General features: G+C 40.9%; 14 protein-coding genes. 10 read left to right on the forward strand and 4 right to left on the reverse strand.

What is annotated here, in order from left to right:
- Positions 1-102: 102 nt before the first annotated feature.
- Positions 103-1,041 carry a diacylglycerol/lipid kinase family protein gene (locus B5X70_RS04160; RefSeq protein ID WP_079556622.1) on the reverse strand — a complete coding sequence of 313 codons (939 nt, stop codon included), beginning with the start codon at positions 1,039-1,041 and terminating at the stop codon, positions 103-105.
- A gap of 301 nt (positions 1,042-1,342) precedes the next feature.
- Between B5X70_RS04160 and B5X70_RS04165 the strand changes: the two genes are divergently transcribed.
- The 5 genes from B5X70_RS04165 to B5X70_RS04185 all read left to right on the forward strand — a co-directional run bounded on the left by B5X70_RS04165 (position 1,343) and on the right by B5X70_RS04185 (position 8,307).
- The gene (locus tag B5X70_RS04165) at positions 1,343-1,954 is read left to right on the forward strand and encodes a TetR/AcrR family transcriptional regulator (protein WP_079556623.1); all 612 of its coding nucleotides are present in this window, start codon (positions 1,343-1,345) and stop codon (positions 1,952-1,954) included.
- Positions 1,955-2,019: 65 nt separating this feature from the next.
- Positions 2,020-3,369 (forward strand): TolC family protein, encoded by a 1,350-nt coding sequence (locus tag B5X70_RS04170; protein ID WP_159449982.1) that lies wholly within the window; start codon positions 2,020-2,022, stop codon positions 3,367-3,369.
- A gap of 186 nt (positions 3,370-3,555) precedes the next feature.
- The gene (locus B5X70_RS04175) at positions 3,556-4,599 is read left to right on the forward strand and encodes an efflux RND transporter periplasmic adaptor subunit (RefSeq protein WP_079556687.1); all 1,044 of its coding nucleotides are present in this window, start codon (positions 3,556-3,558) and stop codon (positions 4,597-4,599) included.
- 36 nt (positions 4,600-4,635) lie between these two features.
- A complete protein-coding gene (locus tag B5X70_RS04180) occupies positions 4,636-7,761 on the forward strand; it encodes an efflux RND transporter permease subunit (protein WP_079556624.1) in 3,126 nt (1,041 codons plus the stop codon).
- A 252-nt stretch (positions 7,762-8,013) separates the two neighbouring features.
- Positions 8,014-8,307: a PG0541 family transporter-associated protein gene (locus B5X70_RS04185; protein ID WP_079556625.1), complete on the forward strand. Its 294-nt coding sequence runs from the start codon at positions 8,014-8,016 to the stop codon at positions 8,305-8,307.
- Between the two features lie 471 nt (positions 8,308-8,778).
- Here the strand turns inward: B5X70_RS04185 and B5X70_RS04190 are convergent, their stop codons facing one another.
- The gene (locus B5X70_RS04190) at positions 8,779-9,639 is read right to left on the reverse strand and encodes a universal stress protein (protein ID WP_079556626.1); all 861 of its coding nucleotides are present in this window, start codon (positions 9,637-9,639) and stop codon (positions 8,779-8,781) included.
- 84 nt (positions 9,640-9,723) lie between these two features.
- Positions 9,724-11,316: a BCCT family transporter gene (locus B5X70_RS04195; RefSeq protein WP_079556627.1), complete on the reverse strand. Its 1,593-nt coding sequence runs from the start codon at positions 11,314-11,316 to the stop codon at positions 9,724-9,726.
- A gap of 707 nt (positions 11,317-12,023) precedes the next feature.
- Here B5X70_RS04195 and B5X70_RS04200 point away from each other — a divergent pair.
- The 5 genes from B5X70_RS04200 to gluP all read left to right on the forward strand — a co-directional run bounded on the left by B5X70_RS04200 (position 12,024) and on the right by gluP (position 18,198).
- Positions 12,024-13,415: a sugar MFS transporter gene (locus B5X70_RS04200; protein WP_079556628.1), complete on the forward strand. Its 1,392-nt coding sequence runs from the start codon at positions 12,024-12,026 to the stop codon at positions 13,413-13,415.
- A gap of 127 nt (positions 13,416-13,542) precedes the next feature.
- Complete coding sequence (locus B5X70_RS04205) at positions 13,543-14,526, forward strand: ROK family protein (protein ID WP_079556629.1); 984 nt, start codon at positions 13,543-13,545, stop codon at positions 14,524-14,526.
- A gap of 155 nt (positions 14,527-14,681) precedes the next feature.
- Complete coding sequence (trpB, locus tag B5X70_RS04210; protein ID WP_079556630.1) at positions 14,682-15,887, forward strand: tryptophan synthase subunit beta; 1,206 nt, start codon at positions 14,682-14,684, stop codon at positions 15,885-15,887.
- A gap of 81 nt (positions 15,888-15,968) precedes the next feature.
- The gene (locus tag B5X70_RS04215; protein ID WP_157666508.1) at positions 15,969-16,727 is read left to right on the forward strand and encodes a YdcF family protein; all 759 of its coding nucleotides are present in this window, start codon (positions 15,969-15,971) and stop codon (positions 16,725-16,727) included.
- A gap of 244 nt (positions 16,728-16,971) precedes the next feature.
- Entirely contained in the window at positions 16,972-18,198 is a 1,227-nt protein-coding gene (gene gluP, locus B5X70_RS04220) for a glucose/galactose MFS transporter (RefSeq protein ID WP_079556632.1), read from the forward strand.
- On the opposite strand, the gene B5X70_RS04225 is transcribed toward gluP, so the two are convergent.
- Positions 18,195-19,160, reverse strand: a complete 966-nt coding sequence (locus tag B5X70_RS04225) for an LPP20 family lipoprotein (RefSeq protein ID WP_157666509.1) — start codon at positions 19,158-19,160, stop codon at positions 18,195-18,197. The genes gluP and B5X70_RS04225 overlap by 4 nt on opposite strands.
- Between the last annotated feature and the right edge of the window lie 61 nt (positions 19,161-19,221).

The raw sequence follows: 19,221 nt of genomic DNA on the forward strand, positions 1-19,221 counted from the left end.
CTCCTGTCAACTAATCTCAAAAACCAATACAATTGACGCATCAATCTTTTTTGGTGGCATATGAGTTTGGAAAGGTGTTGAATTAATACTTTAAATTGAAAGCTATTTTATAGCCGGCAGCATCTCCAGAAGCGGAGATAAGATGTTCTGAGTTTGTTTTAAATGTTTTGGTGGAATGGCCACTTTTAATGCCAGGGGGAGAATTTTTACTTCTGCTTTATTGCCAAGAATGACGGGCTCGCCATCTACATGTCCCAGCAGATTGGAGTCATGCTCTATGTTGATTTTTACTGCTTTCACAATGATGTCATATCTGTTTTTATCAATGCTTCGGTCAAGCATGCTGATGAGAAGAGCCGGGGCTGTTACTTTCGGGAAATCACGAATCAGGCAAACATCGATTAACCCATCGTCTATACGAGCCTGAGGGGCAATATGGAAATTGTTTCCATATTGTGTTGAATTGGCGAAGCTTATCAAAAAAGCATCCCACAGTTGCGTTTGGCCATCAATGGTTACTTTGTATTTTGCGCTTTTGTAGTTGGCAAACTCTTTCGAAATTAACTGCATGTAAGCCAGTGGGCCTCTATTTTTCTTTTTTGCAAATTTATGACTGATAAATGCATCAAAACCTATTCCTGCAACATTCAGGGAGAAATGGTCATTAACTTTTATGGCGTCAATTTTACGGAAGTTGCACTGGTTTAAGGCTTTTAGGGCTCTGTTTATCTTAAATGGAACTTCCAAATGCCTTGCCAGTCCGTTCCCCGAACCGGTGGGGATTATACCAAGAGCACTTTCTGAATTAATTAGTCCCCGCCCTACTTCGTTAACTGTGCCATCTCCACCTACGGCAACCACCACGTCATAAGAATCTGCGGCTTCAGAGCTGATTTCAAAGGCATGGTTTTTATATTCGGTATATGCGATTTCAACGAGCCATTCATCCATGTTCATCTCTTGATGAATGATTCCTTCCATAGACTTTTGACGTCCAATGCCTGATATTGGGTTTATAATAAAAAGAATCTTTTTCTTCATGAGATATTAATTGATTGCCGGTACAAAGATACTAAATTGTTAATGGTAAGTTTATTGTTTTCAGTATTAAACTTTTTTTACTGGACTTTCATTATTTTCCATTTCAGTGATGTGTATTTGCAGTTCAGCATCAAATATGTGCAATTGTGCAGATGTTAGGCTACCTCATGCTCTATAGTTTATTAATTTGCCACCAGAATTGATCATTGTAAGCCGATTGTTAAAGAGTTATAAAACAAGAAAACCGAATAGGTTTTATGAGTTTTCTATCATAGCTTTGTATTGTTCAAAAAATCGAATAATGGAAATAAGAGAAAGAATTCTGGATACAGCCGGTAAAATGTTCTTTACTGAGGGAATACGCAGGGTTACGATGGATGCCATTGCCCGCAAAATGGGAATGTCTAAGCGAACCATATACGAAATTTTTAAAGATAAAAATGAGATATTAAGAGCCAGTATTGCAGACTTAATAGCGAAGAATGAATTGGAATTGAATGAACTTAAGGAACGTTCGGCCAATAGTATGGAGTTGATTGTAGGGGCATTTGAGTTTGGAATAAAAGCTATAAATGAAGTAAACCCTGTCTATTTTGAGGATTTGGAACTTTATTATCCGGAATTGTGGAATGAGACCATGTACCGTCGGAAACAGGAAAGCTATCATGACTTTCAGAACTTGGTTAATCAGGGGATTCAAGAGGGATTCTTTCGGGAAAAGTTAAATGTTCCCTTGGTTGCTAAAATTTTTATCGAACAAATGAATGCCATGCATCGAAGAGATGTTTTTCCAGCACATGAATATCCTGCTGCCGAGCTTTTCGAGACACTTTTTTTAAATTATATAAGAGGTATTTCAACCTATGCCGGAATTAAAAAACTTGAGGAGTTATTATTGTCGAAATTGAAGTAATGATAAATATGAGTATGAAAAAAATGAGATTTTCGTTTATGAAATGCTTTTGCCGGATTAAATCCGTGAGACGAAGCCTCACGTTTTGGGTTGTTTTAGGACTGATGGTTCCGGCACTGAATTCAGCTGCCGGTAATGACGAGGTGTTGCCTTTAACACTTGATCATGCCATTGAAATTGCTTTGTCCGAAAACCCGATGATAAAAATCGCGGATAGGGAAATAGAGAGAGTGGACTATTCCTTGCGAACTGCCAGAAATGCATTACTCCCTTCTTTAAATGCCGAGGGGAATTTTTCACGTAACTTCAAAAAGCAAGTTATGTATCTTCCTGATGGGATATTTGGTCCGGGTTCAGGTGGTGCAATGGAAATGGGATTTGATAACAGTTATACAGCTGGATTAACGGCCTCGCTTCCATTGTTTTCGTATTCAATATATCAAAACATCAGATTAACTGAACATGACGTGGCTCTTGCGATTGAATCGGCCAGAGCTTCAAGGGTTAACATGGTATCAGAGGTTCGGAAAGCTTACTTTGGTCTTTTGTTGGCAGCAGATTCATATCGTGTCATGTCCCAAAGCATGGAAAATGCTGAGAAAAATCTTGAAGATGTTCGAAAGATGTTTAACCAGGGAATGGTTGCTGAGTACGATCTTATTCGCAGTGAAGTTCAGGTACGGAATTTACGTCCATCTTTATTGCAGGCGCGAAACGGAGTACGTATGGCCGAGTTGATGGTACGCGTTCTATTGGGAATTGACGAGGGTGTAGTTATTGTAACGGAAGATGATTTGGAATCATACAATGAAGGAAGTTTATTGCATGCCAACAGTGCGGGGCTGGATTTGACCAATAATCCAGACTTGCGTCAACTGAATCTGGAAATCAATCGCATGCATACACAATTTCAGGTTATACGCGCTCAGCGCTTTCCTACACTAGCGGCATTTGGTAATTTTCAATATATGACACAAGCCAACGATTTTAGATTCAGCAACTATCAGTGGGCCAATCCGATTATGGCCGGGATTCAGTTGCAGATACCTGTTTTTAATGGCTTTTCCATTCGAAATCAGGAACAACAGGTCTCAATTGGCATTGAGCAGATGCAAATGCAGATGGAATATATGGACAGAAATATTCAAATGCAGTTACAGAATGCCTATAATGAGATGGAAACAGCTTTTGATCAAATCGAATCAAACCGCGAAGGGGTCAGACAGGCGGAGCGTGGATATGTAATTGCACAAACTCGTTACCAAACAGGCTCAGGTACCTTTCTTGAGTTGAATGATGCCGAAATGGCACTCACACAGGCTCATCTCAACCTGAATCAGTCGTTGTACGATTTCCTAACTGCTGAGTCGGACTATCGAAGAATTATAGGAATGGATGATGTTGCTAATCATTAGGGATGTATCAGAGGAATTGAAAATAATAATTTTTAACTGTTCGGCCTCTTTGATGCAGAACGGAGCAAATCTCTTAAAGATATTATGAAAGAGTCATATTTAACATACAGAAAACAAGGTTATTCCTTATTGGTTAAAATGTGCAGCCAAAAAGAAAGTCAAACCTGTCAATTAAACAGAAAACGAATGAAAAAGAATGTAAGGCAGTTTTTTATAATGTCATCAGTGGTCATGTCCATGTTTGTTATGATGGCATGTGGAAGCAGTACAGAAACTTCAGAAGATGCAGGTGAGGAAAAGGTGTTGGTTAAAACGGAGCGGGTCGCATTGCAACAAGTTGAGCAACGCGACCAGTTTACAGGCAATGTGGAACCTTTCGAGAAGGCTTATATCAGTCCTGCAACTCCTTCCAGAGTTTCCAGAATTTACAAAGAAGTGGGTGATGTGGTACGAAAAGGTGAACTGCTTGTACAAATGGATGCATCCAATTATCGCCAGGCAAAGGCTCAGCTTGAAATACTCGAACGTGAGTTTACCAGACTGGATACATTGTATAAAGTAGGGAGTGTTTCTCAACAGCAGCTCGATCAAATCAGTACCGAGTTGGAAGTGGCGAGAACTGCCTTCGAAAATCTTCAGGAAAACACTCAGTTACGTTCTCCGATTCATGGCGTTGTGACCGGAAGATTCTTTGAGAACGGAGAAATGTTCAGCGGCTCTCCCGTGGTGGATAATAGAGCAGCCATTTTAACTGTAGAGCAGATTCATCCTGTTAAAGTGACTGTGAACGTGAGTGAGCAATATTTTCCCAGAGTTGATAAAGATTTAAATATTTCGCTGGCTTTGGATGTTTACCCCGGAAAAACTTTTGATGGCTCTGTGCACTTAAAGCATCCAACCATTGATCCGGTTACCAGAACTTTTACCGTAGAGTTGCAGTTCCCAAACAGAGATCAGGTGATTCGTCCCGGAATGTTTGGCAGAGTGACATTAGGTTTTGGAGAGGTTGAAAGAGTGGTTGCACCAGACCTTGCTGTGCTTCGACAACAAGGCACAAGTGAACGATTTGTTTTCGTCGTCGAAAACGGAATAGCTGTAAGAAAAACAGTAAGAGTTGGACGAAGAATTGGTAATGCCTACGAAATCATCAGCGGGATAGCTGATGGGGAAGAAGTGGTAACCGCCGGGCACTCCAGATTGTTGGATGGAACTTCTGTGAGATTTGAATAGGTCTGGTTTATTCTGTTATTATAAAATTATAGAACCATGAGGATATATGAAACGGCTGTTAAAAAGCCGGTTACTACAATACTAATATTCTTTGGGGTAGTGATTTTTGGGCTCTTTTCATTGAGATATCTGCCCATTGATTTGTACCCCGAAATTGAACCACCCATAGTTACTGTTTTTACTTTCTACCAGGGTGCCAGTGCCATTGATATAGAAACAAACGTAACACGTTTGTTGGAGGATCAATTGAATACGGTAAATAATCTTAAAAAATTAACTTCTACATCGCGAGACAACATTTCCGTCTTGATGTTGGAATTTGAATGGGGCTCAAACCTCGATGAAGCCACCAATGATATTCGGGATGTTCTTGGAAGGGCGGAGGCTTTTTTACCTGAAGATGCCGATAAGCCAATTCTTTTTAAGTTCAGCACCAGCATGATTCCAATCATGATGTTATCGGCAACCGCCGAAGAGAGTTATCCGGCATTGACTAAATTGCTTGACGATGCCATTGTTAATCCCCTTAACCGGGTAGAGGGAATTGGAGCGGTATCACTTTCCGGAGGTCCTAAACGAGAAATACAGGTGAATGTTGATCCCGGTAAATTGGAAGCATATAATGTGTCGGTTGAACAGCTTGGAAATCTAATTAGGCAGGAGAATTTAAACCTTCCAGGAGGAACTTTGGATATCGGAAGCTTTTCATATCCCATCAGGGTAGAAGGCGAATATAAAGGAGCCGATGAGATAGCAAACTTAGTTGTAGGGAATTTTGAGGGACGCACCGTAAGGATGCGTGACGTGGCTGTTGTAAAGGATACCATCGCCAAAATGACCATTGATGAACGGAGCAACGGACGACAAGGTGCCAGAATCATCATTCAGCAACAATCGGGAGGTAATGCCGTTGAAATTGCCAAAGAGGTGAATGCCATGTTGCCATCTTTAATGGAGTCGCTTCCTGCCGACGTACAGCTGAATATGATTTTTGATACTTCTGAATTTATAGAAAATTCCATTAACAGTTTAGCTACCACCATATTGTATGCAGGTGTCTTCGTGGTTTTGGTGGTGTTGTTCTTCCTTGGACGATGGAGAGCAACTTTCATCATCATACTCACCATTCCGGTGTCGCTAATTGTGTCGTTTATTTATCTCTACGTTACAGGTAATACTCTGAATATCATTTCTCTTTCATCCTTATCTATTGCCATTGGGATGGTGGTTGATGATGCCATTGTGGTTTTGGAGAACATCACTTCTCATATTGAGAAAGGCGCCTCACCACGTGAGGCTGCCATCTACGGAACCAATGAAGTGGGATTGGCTGTGGTTGCTACAACTCTCACTGTGGTGGCGGTTTTCTTTCCGTTGACATTGATTCAGGGGTTGAGTGGAATTATGTTTCGTCAATTGGGGATGATTGTGACCTTGGTGGTGATTGTTTCTACTTTGGCAGCCTTAACGCTTACGCCCATGTTGGCTTCGCAAATGATGCGTGCCCAACCTCCGAGGAAAACGGGTGTAATAAAAGTGATTTTTGATCAAATAGAGAAGTTTCTCGGTTGGTTGGATGATATTTACGAGAATACATTGAGATTTGCTGTTCGCCGACGATGGCTGGTAGTGGTTTCTTCCGTTGGACTGTTTTTTGGAAGTTTATTCTTATTACCAATTGTAGGTGTTGAGTTTTTCCCACCGGCCGATAATGCCAGAATGGAAGTATCAGTTGAGTTGCCCATGGGCGTTGGGCTGGAAAAAACCAAGGTCGTTGCCAGGCAGATAGAAAACACTTTTCTTGAAAAGTATCCTGAAGTTGAGGTTATCTCTACCAGTGCCGGAGTGGCGGATGACGGAAATATTTTTGCCGCTTTCAGTGACAACGGCTCACACATCATCAATTTCACCATGCGAATGTCCCCCAGTACGGAGCGAGACCGGGATATTTATGAAATAGGTGATTTGATGCGCGCCGATCTCTCATCCATCCCCGAAATTGATAATTTTAGAGTCGATCCTGGAGGAGGTGGTGGTGGACTGGGAAGTGGAGCTAGCACCGTTGAAGTTATTATCTCAGGTTTTGACCTTGATATTACGGGTGATTTGGCCGACCAGATGGCCGAAGCCATGAATAATATGGACGGTCTCAGAGATGTTGAAATCAGTCGAGATCGATCAAGCGTGGAATATCAGTTGGTTCTTGACAGAGAAAAAATGGCGTTGCATGGTCTGAATACTTCACAGGTTGCCAATGCACTGCGCAACCGCATCCAGGGATTAACTGCTGCTCAGTTTCGCGAAGATGGTGAAGAGTACGACATTGTGGTTCGATACGATGAGCAGTTCCGTACATCTTTGGATCATGTTGAAAACATTATGATCCCGAATAGTCAGGGAGTCTTTATCCGATTAAGCGAAATTGGTGGTTTGCAGGAATATTTCTCCCCTCCATCCATCGAAAGAGAAAACAGGCAGCGGGTTATTCGAGTTACGGCATCCATTTTCAATGCTTCACTTACCGATGTTGTAAGGGATATTCGTGCCGAATTCGCGAAAATGGATGTGCCGGCCGGCATAGGAATGGATATTGGAGGAACTGTTGAGGAACAACAGGAAGCTTTTGCAGATATTTTTCTATTACTTGGTCTGGTTATCATTCTTGTTTACATTGTCATGGCATCTCAGTTTGAGTCCTTACGCTCACCATTTATAATAATGCTCACTTTGCCGTTTGCATTCACCGGTGTGTTTTTGGCTCTGTTTGTTACCGGGCACACTCTTAATCTGATCTCTCTTATTGGTTCGGTGATGTTGGTGGGAATTGTTGTGAAAAATGGTATTGTTTTGGTAGATTATACCAATCTGATGCGCGATAGAGGATTGCCATTGAAAGAGGCTGTTGTAACAGCTGGGAAATCCCGTCTGCGTCCAGTGTTAATGACAACATTAACAACAGCATTGGCCATGATACCTCTTGCAATGGGTATTGGCGAAGGTTCAGAAATTTGGCAACCGATGGGGGTAAGTATCATTGGTGGATTGATGTTCTCTACACTTATTACATTGATTCTTATTCCTGTGGTTTATACCTTGTTTGGAGCCAATCGTATGAAGCGTGAGCAAAAGCGTTTGGAAATGATGGAGTTGGAACTTCAATAGAAAATAGAAGGGTATAATGAGGCTGCTTAAGAAGTAGATACTATATTAAATACTTCCAAATTATAAGCAGCCTCATATTCATCCCTCTAAACCTCCCCCAAGTGGGAGGTTTAAAGTCCCACTTGGGGGATTTAGGGGTGAATTATCTAGGAGGAATTTACGATTTGAAGGATGAGGATAGCTGGAATTTAATTATGAGACAGGCTCAAATAGATCAACAATAGTTAATAACAGATAAAAACAGATTGTCAAATGAAGGCAGTATTTATAGCATATAATCAGGCTTTAACCGAAAAGGTGGAGTTTATTCTTGACCGAATGAAAATTCGGGGTTATACACGATGGAATCAGGTTCAGGGAAGAGGAAGCGAAGATGGCGAACCCCACATGGGAACACATACCTGGCCGGCTCTTAATGATACAATTTTAACCATTGTTCCAGATGAAAAAGTAAAGGAACTTATGGAAACTCTCAGAAAACTTGACTCTAAAACAAAAATGCAAGGACTCCGAGCTTATGTTTGGAATGTTGAAGATTCTCTTTAGATAGAGGTTGTTGATAGTTTTGGTTTTGTTGCTGAGTACAGTGAAGTTCTGATGGTTAAAAGTTGAGGTGAGTGCAACACAACTCCCCCTGGTAGGGTGAATTGGTTTGATAGGTCATTAGATGTATTGCTGAATGGAATTCCGCACAGCGGAACCGGAGCGTAACAATTTCCGAACCCTATGAGAGCAATTAGTGCCGTCGTAGGTGGTAAATGTCGATAGAATAGAATGTTTCAAAGTGAAAAGGCACACCGTAGGTTTACAATCTAATCCACATACGGCACATAAGGTTCACAATATGCACAAAGACGACACAGAGACCACTATAAAGTCATTGCGTACTTTATGTAAATCGTTGTGAACTCCGTGGTTGGGTTTTACCACAGAAGGCATATATGATATGGGTAATAGTTTAAGGTTTATAGTTTTACAGGAATGAACTATCAACTAAAAACTATTAACTCGATAAAATCACTTATTAACAATCATTACCGGAATGTTTCTGTCTTGTGCGATCATTCTTTCTGCAACACTTCCAATCAACAGGTCGCTGTCGTCTGCTTTGCCTTTATTTCCTAAAATGATTAAATCAATGCTTTGGAATATGGCCTGATCGTAAATGGCTTTGGATATGTGCTGTTCGCCTGCATTTACAACCAGACAACTCTCTGAAATCCCGGTTTTTTGTTTCAGTTTCTCATACTTTTTTTCGACCTCTTTTTGAAGCATCTTTTCCAGTTCTTCCTTGTTTTTAACAAAAGGATAGTACTGCAGGCTCATTTTTAATGCGTGAACCGGAACCAACTCTGCATTTATCAGACTTGCGCTTGTTTTAGCTAAACTTAGTACTTTTTGGGTGTAGTTCGAAAAATCAATGGGCACCATGATTTTATGAATATCACCTCTGGCCATTTCAGTTACAAACAATGTATTGCTGCTCAGTAGTCTAACCATTTTTCCTGAAAATATACCTGATCCATGTGAGCCTGATTTTTTCCCAATAATAACCAGATCGAACGAATGTTCTTCCATCCACTCAAGAAACGTTTCCATATCGCCTCCTCCGTGAACATGAATTTTTATTTTTTCCTGACAATGGGGAAGGCAGTCATTTTTATACTCTTCAATCTCTTCGGCAATCATGTTTTCTATGGGTTGGTCAAGATCGGGATACATTTCCAGAATTTCTTTGGGAAATTCTGTTACCTCCACAAAATGTACCAGGTGAATGGAGTTGAAATGATGGCTTTCATCCAGCCGTTTTGCATAGTTCAGTATGATATTGTCCATTTCGGACATGTCGATTAATATGGCGATGTTTGCATTCTTCATTTTTCTGATGTTTTTGGTTTTCCTATAATGGACAGCAATTCATTACGCATACGCGTAATGAATTGCGGGAACAGATGTTTCAATCTATTTTTTTGACTCTTTTTTTATTAATCGTTTGGCAATCATGCCGGCAATTTTCTTCTCATACGATTTTTTGTCTTCACTTTTGGATAGGTAGATGGTTCTTGCCATTTCCGATTTTAAGCCTTTGTTTAAACTATAAATCATAACCAATAAAATAATGAGAAATGGGAGACCGGTTGTAACTGCCGCTGTTTGCAATGCTGTTAGTCCGCCACCAATTAAAAGAACTGCCGCTACTGCTCCTTCGGTGTTGGCCCAAAAGATGCGCTGTCCCACAGGAGCATCAAGTTTTCCTCCGGCGGTAATGGAATCAATAACCAGAGAGCCGGAGTCTGATGAGGTGACAAAAAAGCTCATAACCAAAAGAATTCCAATGATAGAGGCAATTGTTGATAGAGGGAAATTCTCAAAAAAGACGAAGAGAGCCGTTGACTCGTCTGCTACAATGCGTTCTCCCAGGCCGGGAACAACTCCTTTTAAATCGAGCCAGATGGCGGAGCCTCCAAAGGCCGTAAGCCATAAAAAGGTAATTAATGATGGTACCAGTAGCACTCCAAAAATAAACTCCCGTATGGTTCTTCCTTTGGAGACTCTGGCAATAAACATCCCCACAAATGGCGACCAGGAAATCCACCATGCCCAGTAAAACACCGTCCAGCTACCCTGCCAGCCACGATCGCGGTATGCCTCTGTCCATGTTGAAACCAGGAGCATTTCATTAAGATAGTTACCAATGTTTTGAATGAATGACTTAAATATGAACAATGTAGGGCCAACAATCAAAACCAGAAGCAATAGGATGGCCGCAATTCTTAAATTCCATTCACTTAAAAAGCGTACACCTTTTTTTATACCGGTTACCACCGATATGGTTGCAATAAGGGTAATTCCTATGATCAGAAAAACCTGCATTGCTACTGTATTTGGCGTGCCAAATACGTGATGTAACCCTCCGCTAACCTGTTTTACACCCAGTCCTAAAGAAGTTGCCAGACCGAAAAGGGTTGCAAGTACAGCAAAAACATCTATAATATTACCGATAGGCCCATTTACCCGTTTTCCGAGCAATGGAAGGAAAACAGAACGGATTGTAAGCGGTTGTTTGCGGTTAAAAGCGAAAAAAGCCAGTGAAAGTCCCACCAAAGCATAAATGCCCCATGCATGAAACCCCCAATGCAGGAAAGTAAGATTCATAGCCTTTTCCGCAGATTCTAACGTGCTGCCTTCTCCAAATGGCGGATTCATGTAATGAAAAACAGGTTCTGCTACTCCCCAAAACAGGATTCCAATTCCCATCCCGGCACTGAAAAGCATGGCAAACCATGCCGGAGTCGAAAATTCTTTTTCGGCATCATCTCCTCCAAGACGTATGTTTCCATACTTGCCAAAACCAATGTATAAACTGAAGATGAAGAAGAAGTTGACGGCAATGATGAACAACCAACCAAAATTGCTTGAAATAGCACTTTGAGTGCTGGAGAATATTTGCGCCATAGGCTCACCAACAATTAGAGTTATGCCTATAAAGAGGATGATTAGGATGGTTGCCGGCCAAAAAACAGGGCCGTGGATGTCAAAGTATCTGTTTTTCATTTGAAAATAATTTTGAAATAAGAAATTGAACAACACGAAATCTACAAAATATCATTTAGAATCGCTATCAAATTTCAACACTTTTGGAGCTTTATAAATAGGAGCTTTAACCGTGATGCCTTTTAGAGGACAAGCTAAGGTAAAACGCTAATAGTGGAAATAATTATCTCTTAGGGAACTGCGTGATTACGCTTTTCCAGTTTATTAAGACATGATAGGTCGATGTTTTGCATAAAAAAAGGACAGATTCGAAAATCTGTCCTTTCCCCTTAAATCAGCCTTTGTTAACCAAATCCAAATCTATGAAAAAAAATCTACTACAAATATATGCTCTAAATCGGTGAAAATCTTTGAAATGAGGTTAATTAAACTTAATAATCTGATAAAAAAGAAAGGATGCCATCTTTCGATGATCATCCTTTCATAAAAAACCGATTAACTAAATTCAGGTTTTTATTAAATCCCCATACAAATATCGCTATAGACAGTAAGTAAATTCAAAATTAGTGGTTAAATATTGTTAATTGCTGTTGGCGGTGTTCCTGAATTAAATCATTATCAATAACAAGAAGCGCTTGTATAACGGGTGTTGTGCTATATTTAAGAAAAGATTATTTTTTTTTAGAGAATGAAATTCCAATATTGAAATTTTGTGAAAAAATTAAATTTAAAGTATCATTGCAAAACACATCTAACAATTATTTACTATGGAAAAGAAGAGCAACAATGTTCTGGTGGGCATGTCCGTATTCGGAGCCATATTTTTTATCTTTGGTTTTGCCACCACGTTTATTATTCAGTTGAGTGCGCCGGTAATGGCGGTTTTTAACCTTACTGAGTTTCAGGCTCAGTTATTAACCTCCTCCTTTTTTATTGCTTATCCAATCATGTCTATTCCAACAGGGATGTTGATTAATCGCATTGGGTATAAATGGACTGTGAGCATGGGGTTGATTTTAATGGCAATTGGTAGTTTGGTATTTATACCTGCTGCAAAAATCCCATCCTACCCCTTATTTCTGATGGCTACTTTTATTCTGGCAACTGGTGTTGTATTTCTTCAGGTTTCTGCCAATCCTTATGTTACTGCCATTGGACCTGAAAGCGGCGCTTCCAGTCGCCTGAATCTAACTCAGGCATTAAACTCCATTGCAACCATGGTTGCACCCTGGCTTATCGCAGTAGTTATTTTCCGGGGTTTGGAACTCCCTGCTCTGCCAACCGAAGCCGAGGAACTTGTCTATGGACTTGAGGTTGCAACACGAATTCCTTTCCCGTTTATTGTAATGGCTCTGATTGTGGCCTTTGTTGCCGTGGTTTTATTCATGATCAAATTACCTGTTATTGCCGTGGATAAAAAGGATACTGCTCCAGCAAGTGTTTACCGTTATCCCCATGTTTTAATGGGTGCTTTTGGTATTTTCTGTTATGTTGGAGCCGAAGTTGGTAACGCCGGGTTAATGGTGAATTACTTAAGAGGTGGCACCCTTGGTCTCTCGGCCGAGATGGCTTCTACTTATGCCGCTATTTACTGGGGGGGAGCAATGGTTGGCCGTTTCTTCGGATCAATTATGTTCTCCGATATTGCAGCAAAATCTAAAAAATATATGCTTGCAGTTCTGGTATTAATACTGGCTTTGGTTTCCGGAGCCTTTGTAACTGACTGGAACTGGCAGATTGGTGGAATATTCACCGGAGTAGCGCTGGTTAATTTTATTATTATGCAGTTTGGTTGCGGAAAACCTGCACGTACTTTGGCAATATTCGCACTTATGGCCGGTATTCTTGGTTTGGTAACAACCTTTACAACCGGACATGTAGCGCTTTGGACTGTGGTTTCTATTGGTTTATTTAATTCAATCATGTTCCCCAATATTTTCTCACTGGCAGTTAAAGACCTTAAAGGTGGTGAGTTAGGTTCAGCTTCCGGAATTATTAATGCACTTATTATTGGAGGTGCAATTATTCCTCCATTGATGGGATCAATTGCCGATAACTATGGTTACACTTATGCATACATTGTTCCTGCATTGTGTTACCTATATATTTTCTTCTTCGCTGTTAAAGGAAGCAAGATTCGTCCGGCATCGATGTCATAATACTTTTTTAAAATTAAACCCATCACCGATATTGCGGTGATGGGTTTTTTAATTGTTGAATCTGTTCCGATAGATTCTTATCTTTAATGGTAATTTTCGAAATAATCACATTAAAACCCCTATAATCATGAAGAAATTCTCAGTAGGAATAGATATTGGCGGTACCAATACCGCTATAGGAATTGTGGATGAAGATGGCAATGTGCTTGTAAAAGGCGGAATTGATACCCCATCGCATGGCGATATTGACAAGTATGTTAAAGAGATGGCAGATGCCGTTAAAGAGATGGCAAAGTCTGTAAAACTTACAAATCCTGATTCTGAGATCCTTGGGATTGGACTTGGAGCTCCAAACGGAAACTATTATAGTGGAACCATAGAATACGCACCAAACCTTTCTTTTAAAGGGGTTGTGCATCTGATTGACCTTCTAAAAGCGCAATTTCCTGAATATAAGTATCTTGCGCTTACCAATGATGCCAATGCCGCAGCTCTTGGTGAAATGATTTATGGCGGAGCAAAGGAAATGAAAAACTTTGTGATGTACACGCTGGGAACTGGCGTAGGAAGTGGAATCATTGTTAATGGTGATTTGGTTTACGGACACGATGGATTTGCCGGTGAATGCGGCCATACCACCCTTATTCCAGGAGGAAGACTCTGTGGTTGCGGTGCATTGGGGCACCTGGAGGCATATTGCTCAGCTCCAGGAATGAAACGAACAGCTTTTGAATTGATGGCCAAATATAATGCTGCTGACAGTTTACTGGCTGACAAATCTTTTAAGGAACTTGATTCTAAAATGATATATGATGCTGCCGAGAAGGGAGATAAGGTAGCGCAGGAGGTTTTTGAACTGACCGGAAAATATCTTGGACAGGGACTTGCTGACACTGTACACCATTTGGCACCCGAAGCCATTTTCCTTTTTGGCGGGCCTACTGCTGCGGGCGATTACATTTTTAAACCCACCATTGCAAGCATGGAACAGCACCTTTTGCCAATCTTTAAGAATAAAATTAAGATTTTACCTTCGAAACTTAAAGCGGGAGATGCTGCCATCGTCGGAGCCAGTGCTCTTGTATGGAAAGAGATGGATAAGGAAGCATAGAATATTATCTAAATGCAGTCAAAAAGGAGAAACCATTACAGGTTTCTCCTTTTGTTTTTATATAGTAATTCATGGGGTTTGCTTTTTGTTTGATATAAATAATACGCTTTTTAATTTTTATTTATTACTTTTAAGCATCAAAAAACATTAAAATTATGTCTGAGAACTATTTCAAGAAATATCCTTCCAAGGATGGATTTTATAAAGAGTATGGTGGCGCATTTATTCCTCCTGTTCTAGAGGAGGAAATGAAAAAAATCAATGATGCTTATTATGCCATCAGTAAATCACACAATTTTATTTCAGAGTTGCGAAGCATCCGGAAACATTACCAGGGACGTCCAACACCAGTCTATTTTTGCAACCGACTTTCAGAAAAATATGGAGGTCGCATCTATCTTAAGCGAGAAGACCTTAATCATACAGGTGCGCATAAGTTGAACCACTGTATGGGAGAGGCGCTTTTGGCCAAGTATCTGGGCAAAAAGAAGCTGATAGCTGAAACTGGCGCAGGACAGCATGGGGTGGCATTGGCCACTGCCGCAGCTTATTTTGGCCTTGAATGCGAAATCCATATGGGAGAAGTGGATATTGCAAAGGAACATCCAAACGTAATGCGAATGAAAGTACTGGGTGCAACGGTTGTTCCTGTGTCGCATGGATTAAGAACCCTTAAGGAAGCAGTGGATTCAGCATTTCAATCCTATTTGAAGGATCCGATTTCTACTATTTACTGCATTGGCTCCGTGGTTGGACCACATCCTTTCCCGATGATGGTGAGAGATTTTCAACGAGTTGTTGGAATTGAAGCACGTGAGCAATTTCTTGACATGACTGGTGAATTACCCGACAGCGTTGTGGCGTGTGTAGGAGGAGGTAGTAACGCCATGGGACTTTTCTCAGGATTTTTGGATGATGATGAGTGCAAACTATATGGAATTGAACCCGGAGGACGTTCCATGGATAATGGAGAGCATGCTGCAACCATGACTTTAGGTAAACCCGGCGTTATTCACGGGTTTAAATGTTATATGTTGCAGGACGAGAAAGGTGAACCGGCTCCGGTTTATTCCGTAGCCAGCGGACTTGATTACCCGGGCGTTGGACCCGAGCACAGTATGTTGAAGGATATGAAAAAGGTCACCTATGATGTGATTGATGATAAAGCAGCCATTGATGCCTTTTTTGAATTGAGCCGTCTGGAAGGGATTATTCCCGCTTTGGAAAGTGCTCATGCCGTGGCTTATGCCGTAAAGCTGGCGCAAAAGGAACCTCAAGCCTCCATACTTGTAAACCTAAGCGGACGAGGTGATAAGGATATGGATTTTGTGGTTGAAAAGTATGGTGAAGATTATTTTTAGACAGAAAAGAACTGACTAATAATACATTTCCGGCTGTATCATTTTATGATGCAGCCGGAATATTTAATACATCTGCATAATATGTTCTTCGTATTATCCAAAGTTTTGGGTTTTCTATTGTCTCCATTAAATCTGGTTCTTCTCTGTCTGTTGGCTTCATTTTTCTTTCGAAAACAGAGGAAAAAACTTTGGTATATCGCACTTTTTGTTGGTTTGTTTTTTAGTAATCCGCTGATATTTCGTACAGTTGTTGTTCTATGGGAGGATTCGCCTGAACCATTGCCGGTTAATGATGCAAACATCAGGCAGATTGTGGTTCTTGGAGGCATGAGTTCGTGGTATGAGGAGTCGGAACGAATTCGGTTTTGGCAAAGTGGCGACCGGTTGATGCAAACCCTTTTGTTGGTTCATCAGAATCCTGTTGAGCGAATAGTCATTTCAGGAGGTTCTGCTGCTGTTATGTACAAGGAGAGGGGAGAAGGAGCTTTCCTGTCGGAGTTTATAAAGAATTTGAGCCTTGATGGAGTGGAGATTGTTGTGGATTCACTATCCAGAAATACTTATGAAAACTCTTTTTATACGGCACAAATTTTTAATGATTCGGGTTGGGATAATGAAATCGTTCTGGTAACATCAGCCTGGCATATGAAAAGGGCTAAGGCTGTTTTTGAAAAACAGGGTTTTGATGTTTTACCAATAGGAGCCGATCCGCTTTATCCAAATAGTCCAATCACCCCGGCAACGTTCATTGTGCCATCGGCAGGAGTTTTTGGCTCCTGGGAGTTGATTCTTAAAGAGTGGGTTGGTATTGCAGTTTATCGGCTAAGAGGATATCTTTAAAAACTCTTAGTGGCGTAAATTATAATCAATTTATTTGCATTTTAATAGTTCGTTAAACTTTTTTATTCATCTGATTGTCAAATGTATATGGATTTGTTGTCATGCCGCACAATTAACTGATAATAAGAAGCTTGCTTGTGTCTAATATCTAATAATCTAATCCCGATATTATCGGGAAACGATCTATTGTTTTTAATACCAAGATCAAAATTAGGTAATAACATTTCTTAAAAAAGAATTGAACATGATAAAAAAGAATTTTCTGATTGCCATGGGCATCATCAGCATCGTTTTTTTCGTAACCGGTTTTGGTGTCGGAATCAGTGGTATGCTCATTCCATTTCTGCAAAATGCATTTCAACTCAGCAATGCGCAATCTTATCTTGTTACTGCCGCCATTTTTTCAGCCTTTGTTATATTCGGTGCACCTTCTGGTTTTATTCTTAAAAAGATAGGTTATCGTCCCGGTTTGGCTGTTGCTTTTTTGCTAATGGCTCTGGGAATGTTTTTGTTTGTTCCCTCTGCACGAATGTTAAGTTTTCCTATGTTTTTGGTGGCGTTGTTTATTGGCGGTATGGGAAATACACTGCTGCAAACGGCCATTAATCCATACATCACCATTATCGGGCCGCAGGATAGTGCTGCGATGCGCATATGTCTGATGGGGATTTTCAATAAAACAGCCTGGTGGATATCGTCGCTGTTTCTGGGTATGTTTCTGGATTTGAGCAATGCCAATCTGGCCGATGTTGTTCAACCTTTTTACCTGATTACAATTATACTGTTGGTTTTAGCTGTTTTTATCTTTTTTGCTCCCCTTCCTGAGGTGAAAGCTGAAGGTGAGGATGAAGAGGAAGGAGCCGATGGTTCTTCTTATGCAGCAGGTAAAACCTCTATTTTTCAGTTTCCGCACCTACTTCTAGGCGTATTGGCTTTATTTCTTTATGTTGGAGTAGAAACACTTCCTATGGCATCTATCGTAAGTTACGCCCGAATGGTATTTGGTCACGATGTTGCTGTGGAGAGTTTCTCGGTGTATGTGACGCTTGGTTTGGTTCTTGGCTATATTTTCGGAGTTATCGCCATCCCTCGATTTATCTCGCAGACGAAAGCATTGACTGTATTCTCTCTCATCGGAATTGTTGCATCACTTTGTCTCATCATGCTTCCGGGCGAATATGGAGTTTACGCACTTGCCTTGGCTAGTTTTGCAAACTCTCTTATGTGGCCTGCCATTTGGCCGTTGGCCATTGCCGACTTGGGACGATTTACCAAAACAGGATCCTCACTTCTTGTGATGGGGATTGTTGGAGGGGCGGTTCTTCCGCTGATTTTCGGCGTATTGGTAGATGCATTCGCCATAGGTGATGCAGCAACTGTAGTGGATTACCAGCGAGCATACTGGATTTTTATCCCGGCATACATCTATATTCTCTACTATGCCATGAAAGGGCATAGCATCCGGCGTTAATTGTTATCACCGGCAGTGATGACGATTTCGGTAGATGCACCCTGCCAGTTCTCTACCATTCTTCGGATTTCCAGATCAGAAGTGGCCTGACGCACCATCAATCGCAGATCTATGGTGGCTGTTAGCCTCTCAGATCGATCCCTGATGGTTCTTAATTCAGGAAAAGCAATCAACCCTTGTTGATTACTCACAGCACGGTTTCTTGATAAATAACTCCCGGTATAATCAAAACGCACAGGGATATCTGCAATGGGCTGATCATCTTCATTCACTATGATGAAATGCCTGTTGTTTTGTTCGGTGCGTTGCCGATCGGTTGCTGATTCGGTCTCGGTTTTAATATTAAGACTTCTGGAAATTCTATGAAGCCTGGATAAAGATTCAGTTCCAATGTCAACGGAGGTGTCATCGGTAATGGCAATGGTAGTGCCGGTGTGCAGATAATCCTTTACCAATTCAAGGCACTCTGTATAAAGGGAAAATGCCCTGGCATAGTTGAAGGTATGTTCATAAATGACCGCTTGCTCAAATCTTGTTCTGGCGCTGGTTAAAGCTTCGTTTCTTCTCCTGTTTTGATGGTAGCTGTATTCTGATACCGATAACCTGTAGTATTTGTGAATATAATCAGCACTTTCCCATCTGTCAACAAATTCATAACCTTCCAGGTGTTCATTGGTTACGGTTTCGATGCGGCTTTGCAGAAACTCTCTGGCTCCAAATCGATCCTCGGCCTGATAAACAGTGGTAGTAGAGGTCAGTTGAGTTCTGATTTGTGCCGCCAGGTCGTCCAGAGCAGCCTGACGAGCTCTGTCACGGTATAGTTGAGGTGATCCTGCTTTTGGTACAGAACCTATTCCATGATAATATTGTCTGTCGATTGGACGGCTTCGCAGCCATTCGGGCTGCGAAGCAAATTCTGCTTCGGCTTTTCTGGATGATCCACAACTGTTTAATAATGCCAAGAGCATTATGGTTATAAGAAAGCATGATGATCTCATAGCAATATGCATGATTTATGAGTCT

The sequence above is a fragment of the Alkalitalea saponilacus genome (assembly GCF_900168165.1).
In the GTDB taxonomy this organism is placed as follows: Bacteria; Bacteroidota; Bacteroidia; order Bacteroidales; family Marinilabiliaceae; genus Natronoflexus; species Natronoflexus saponilacus.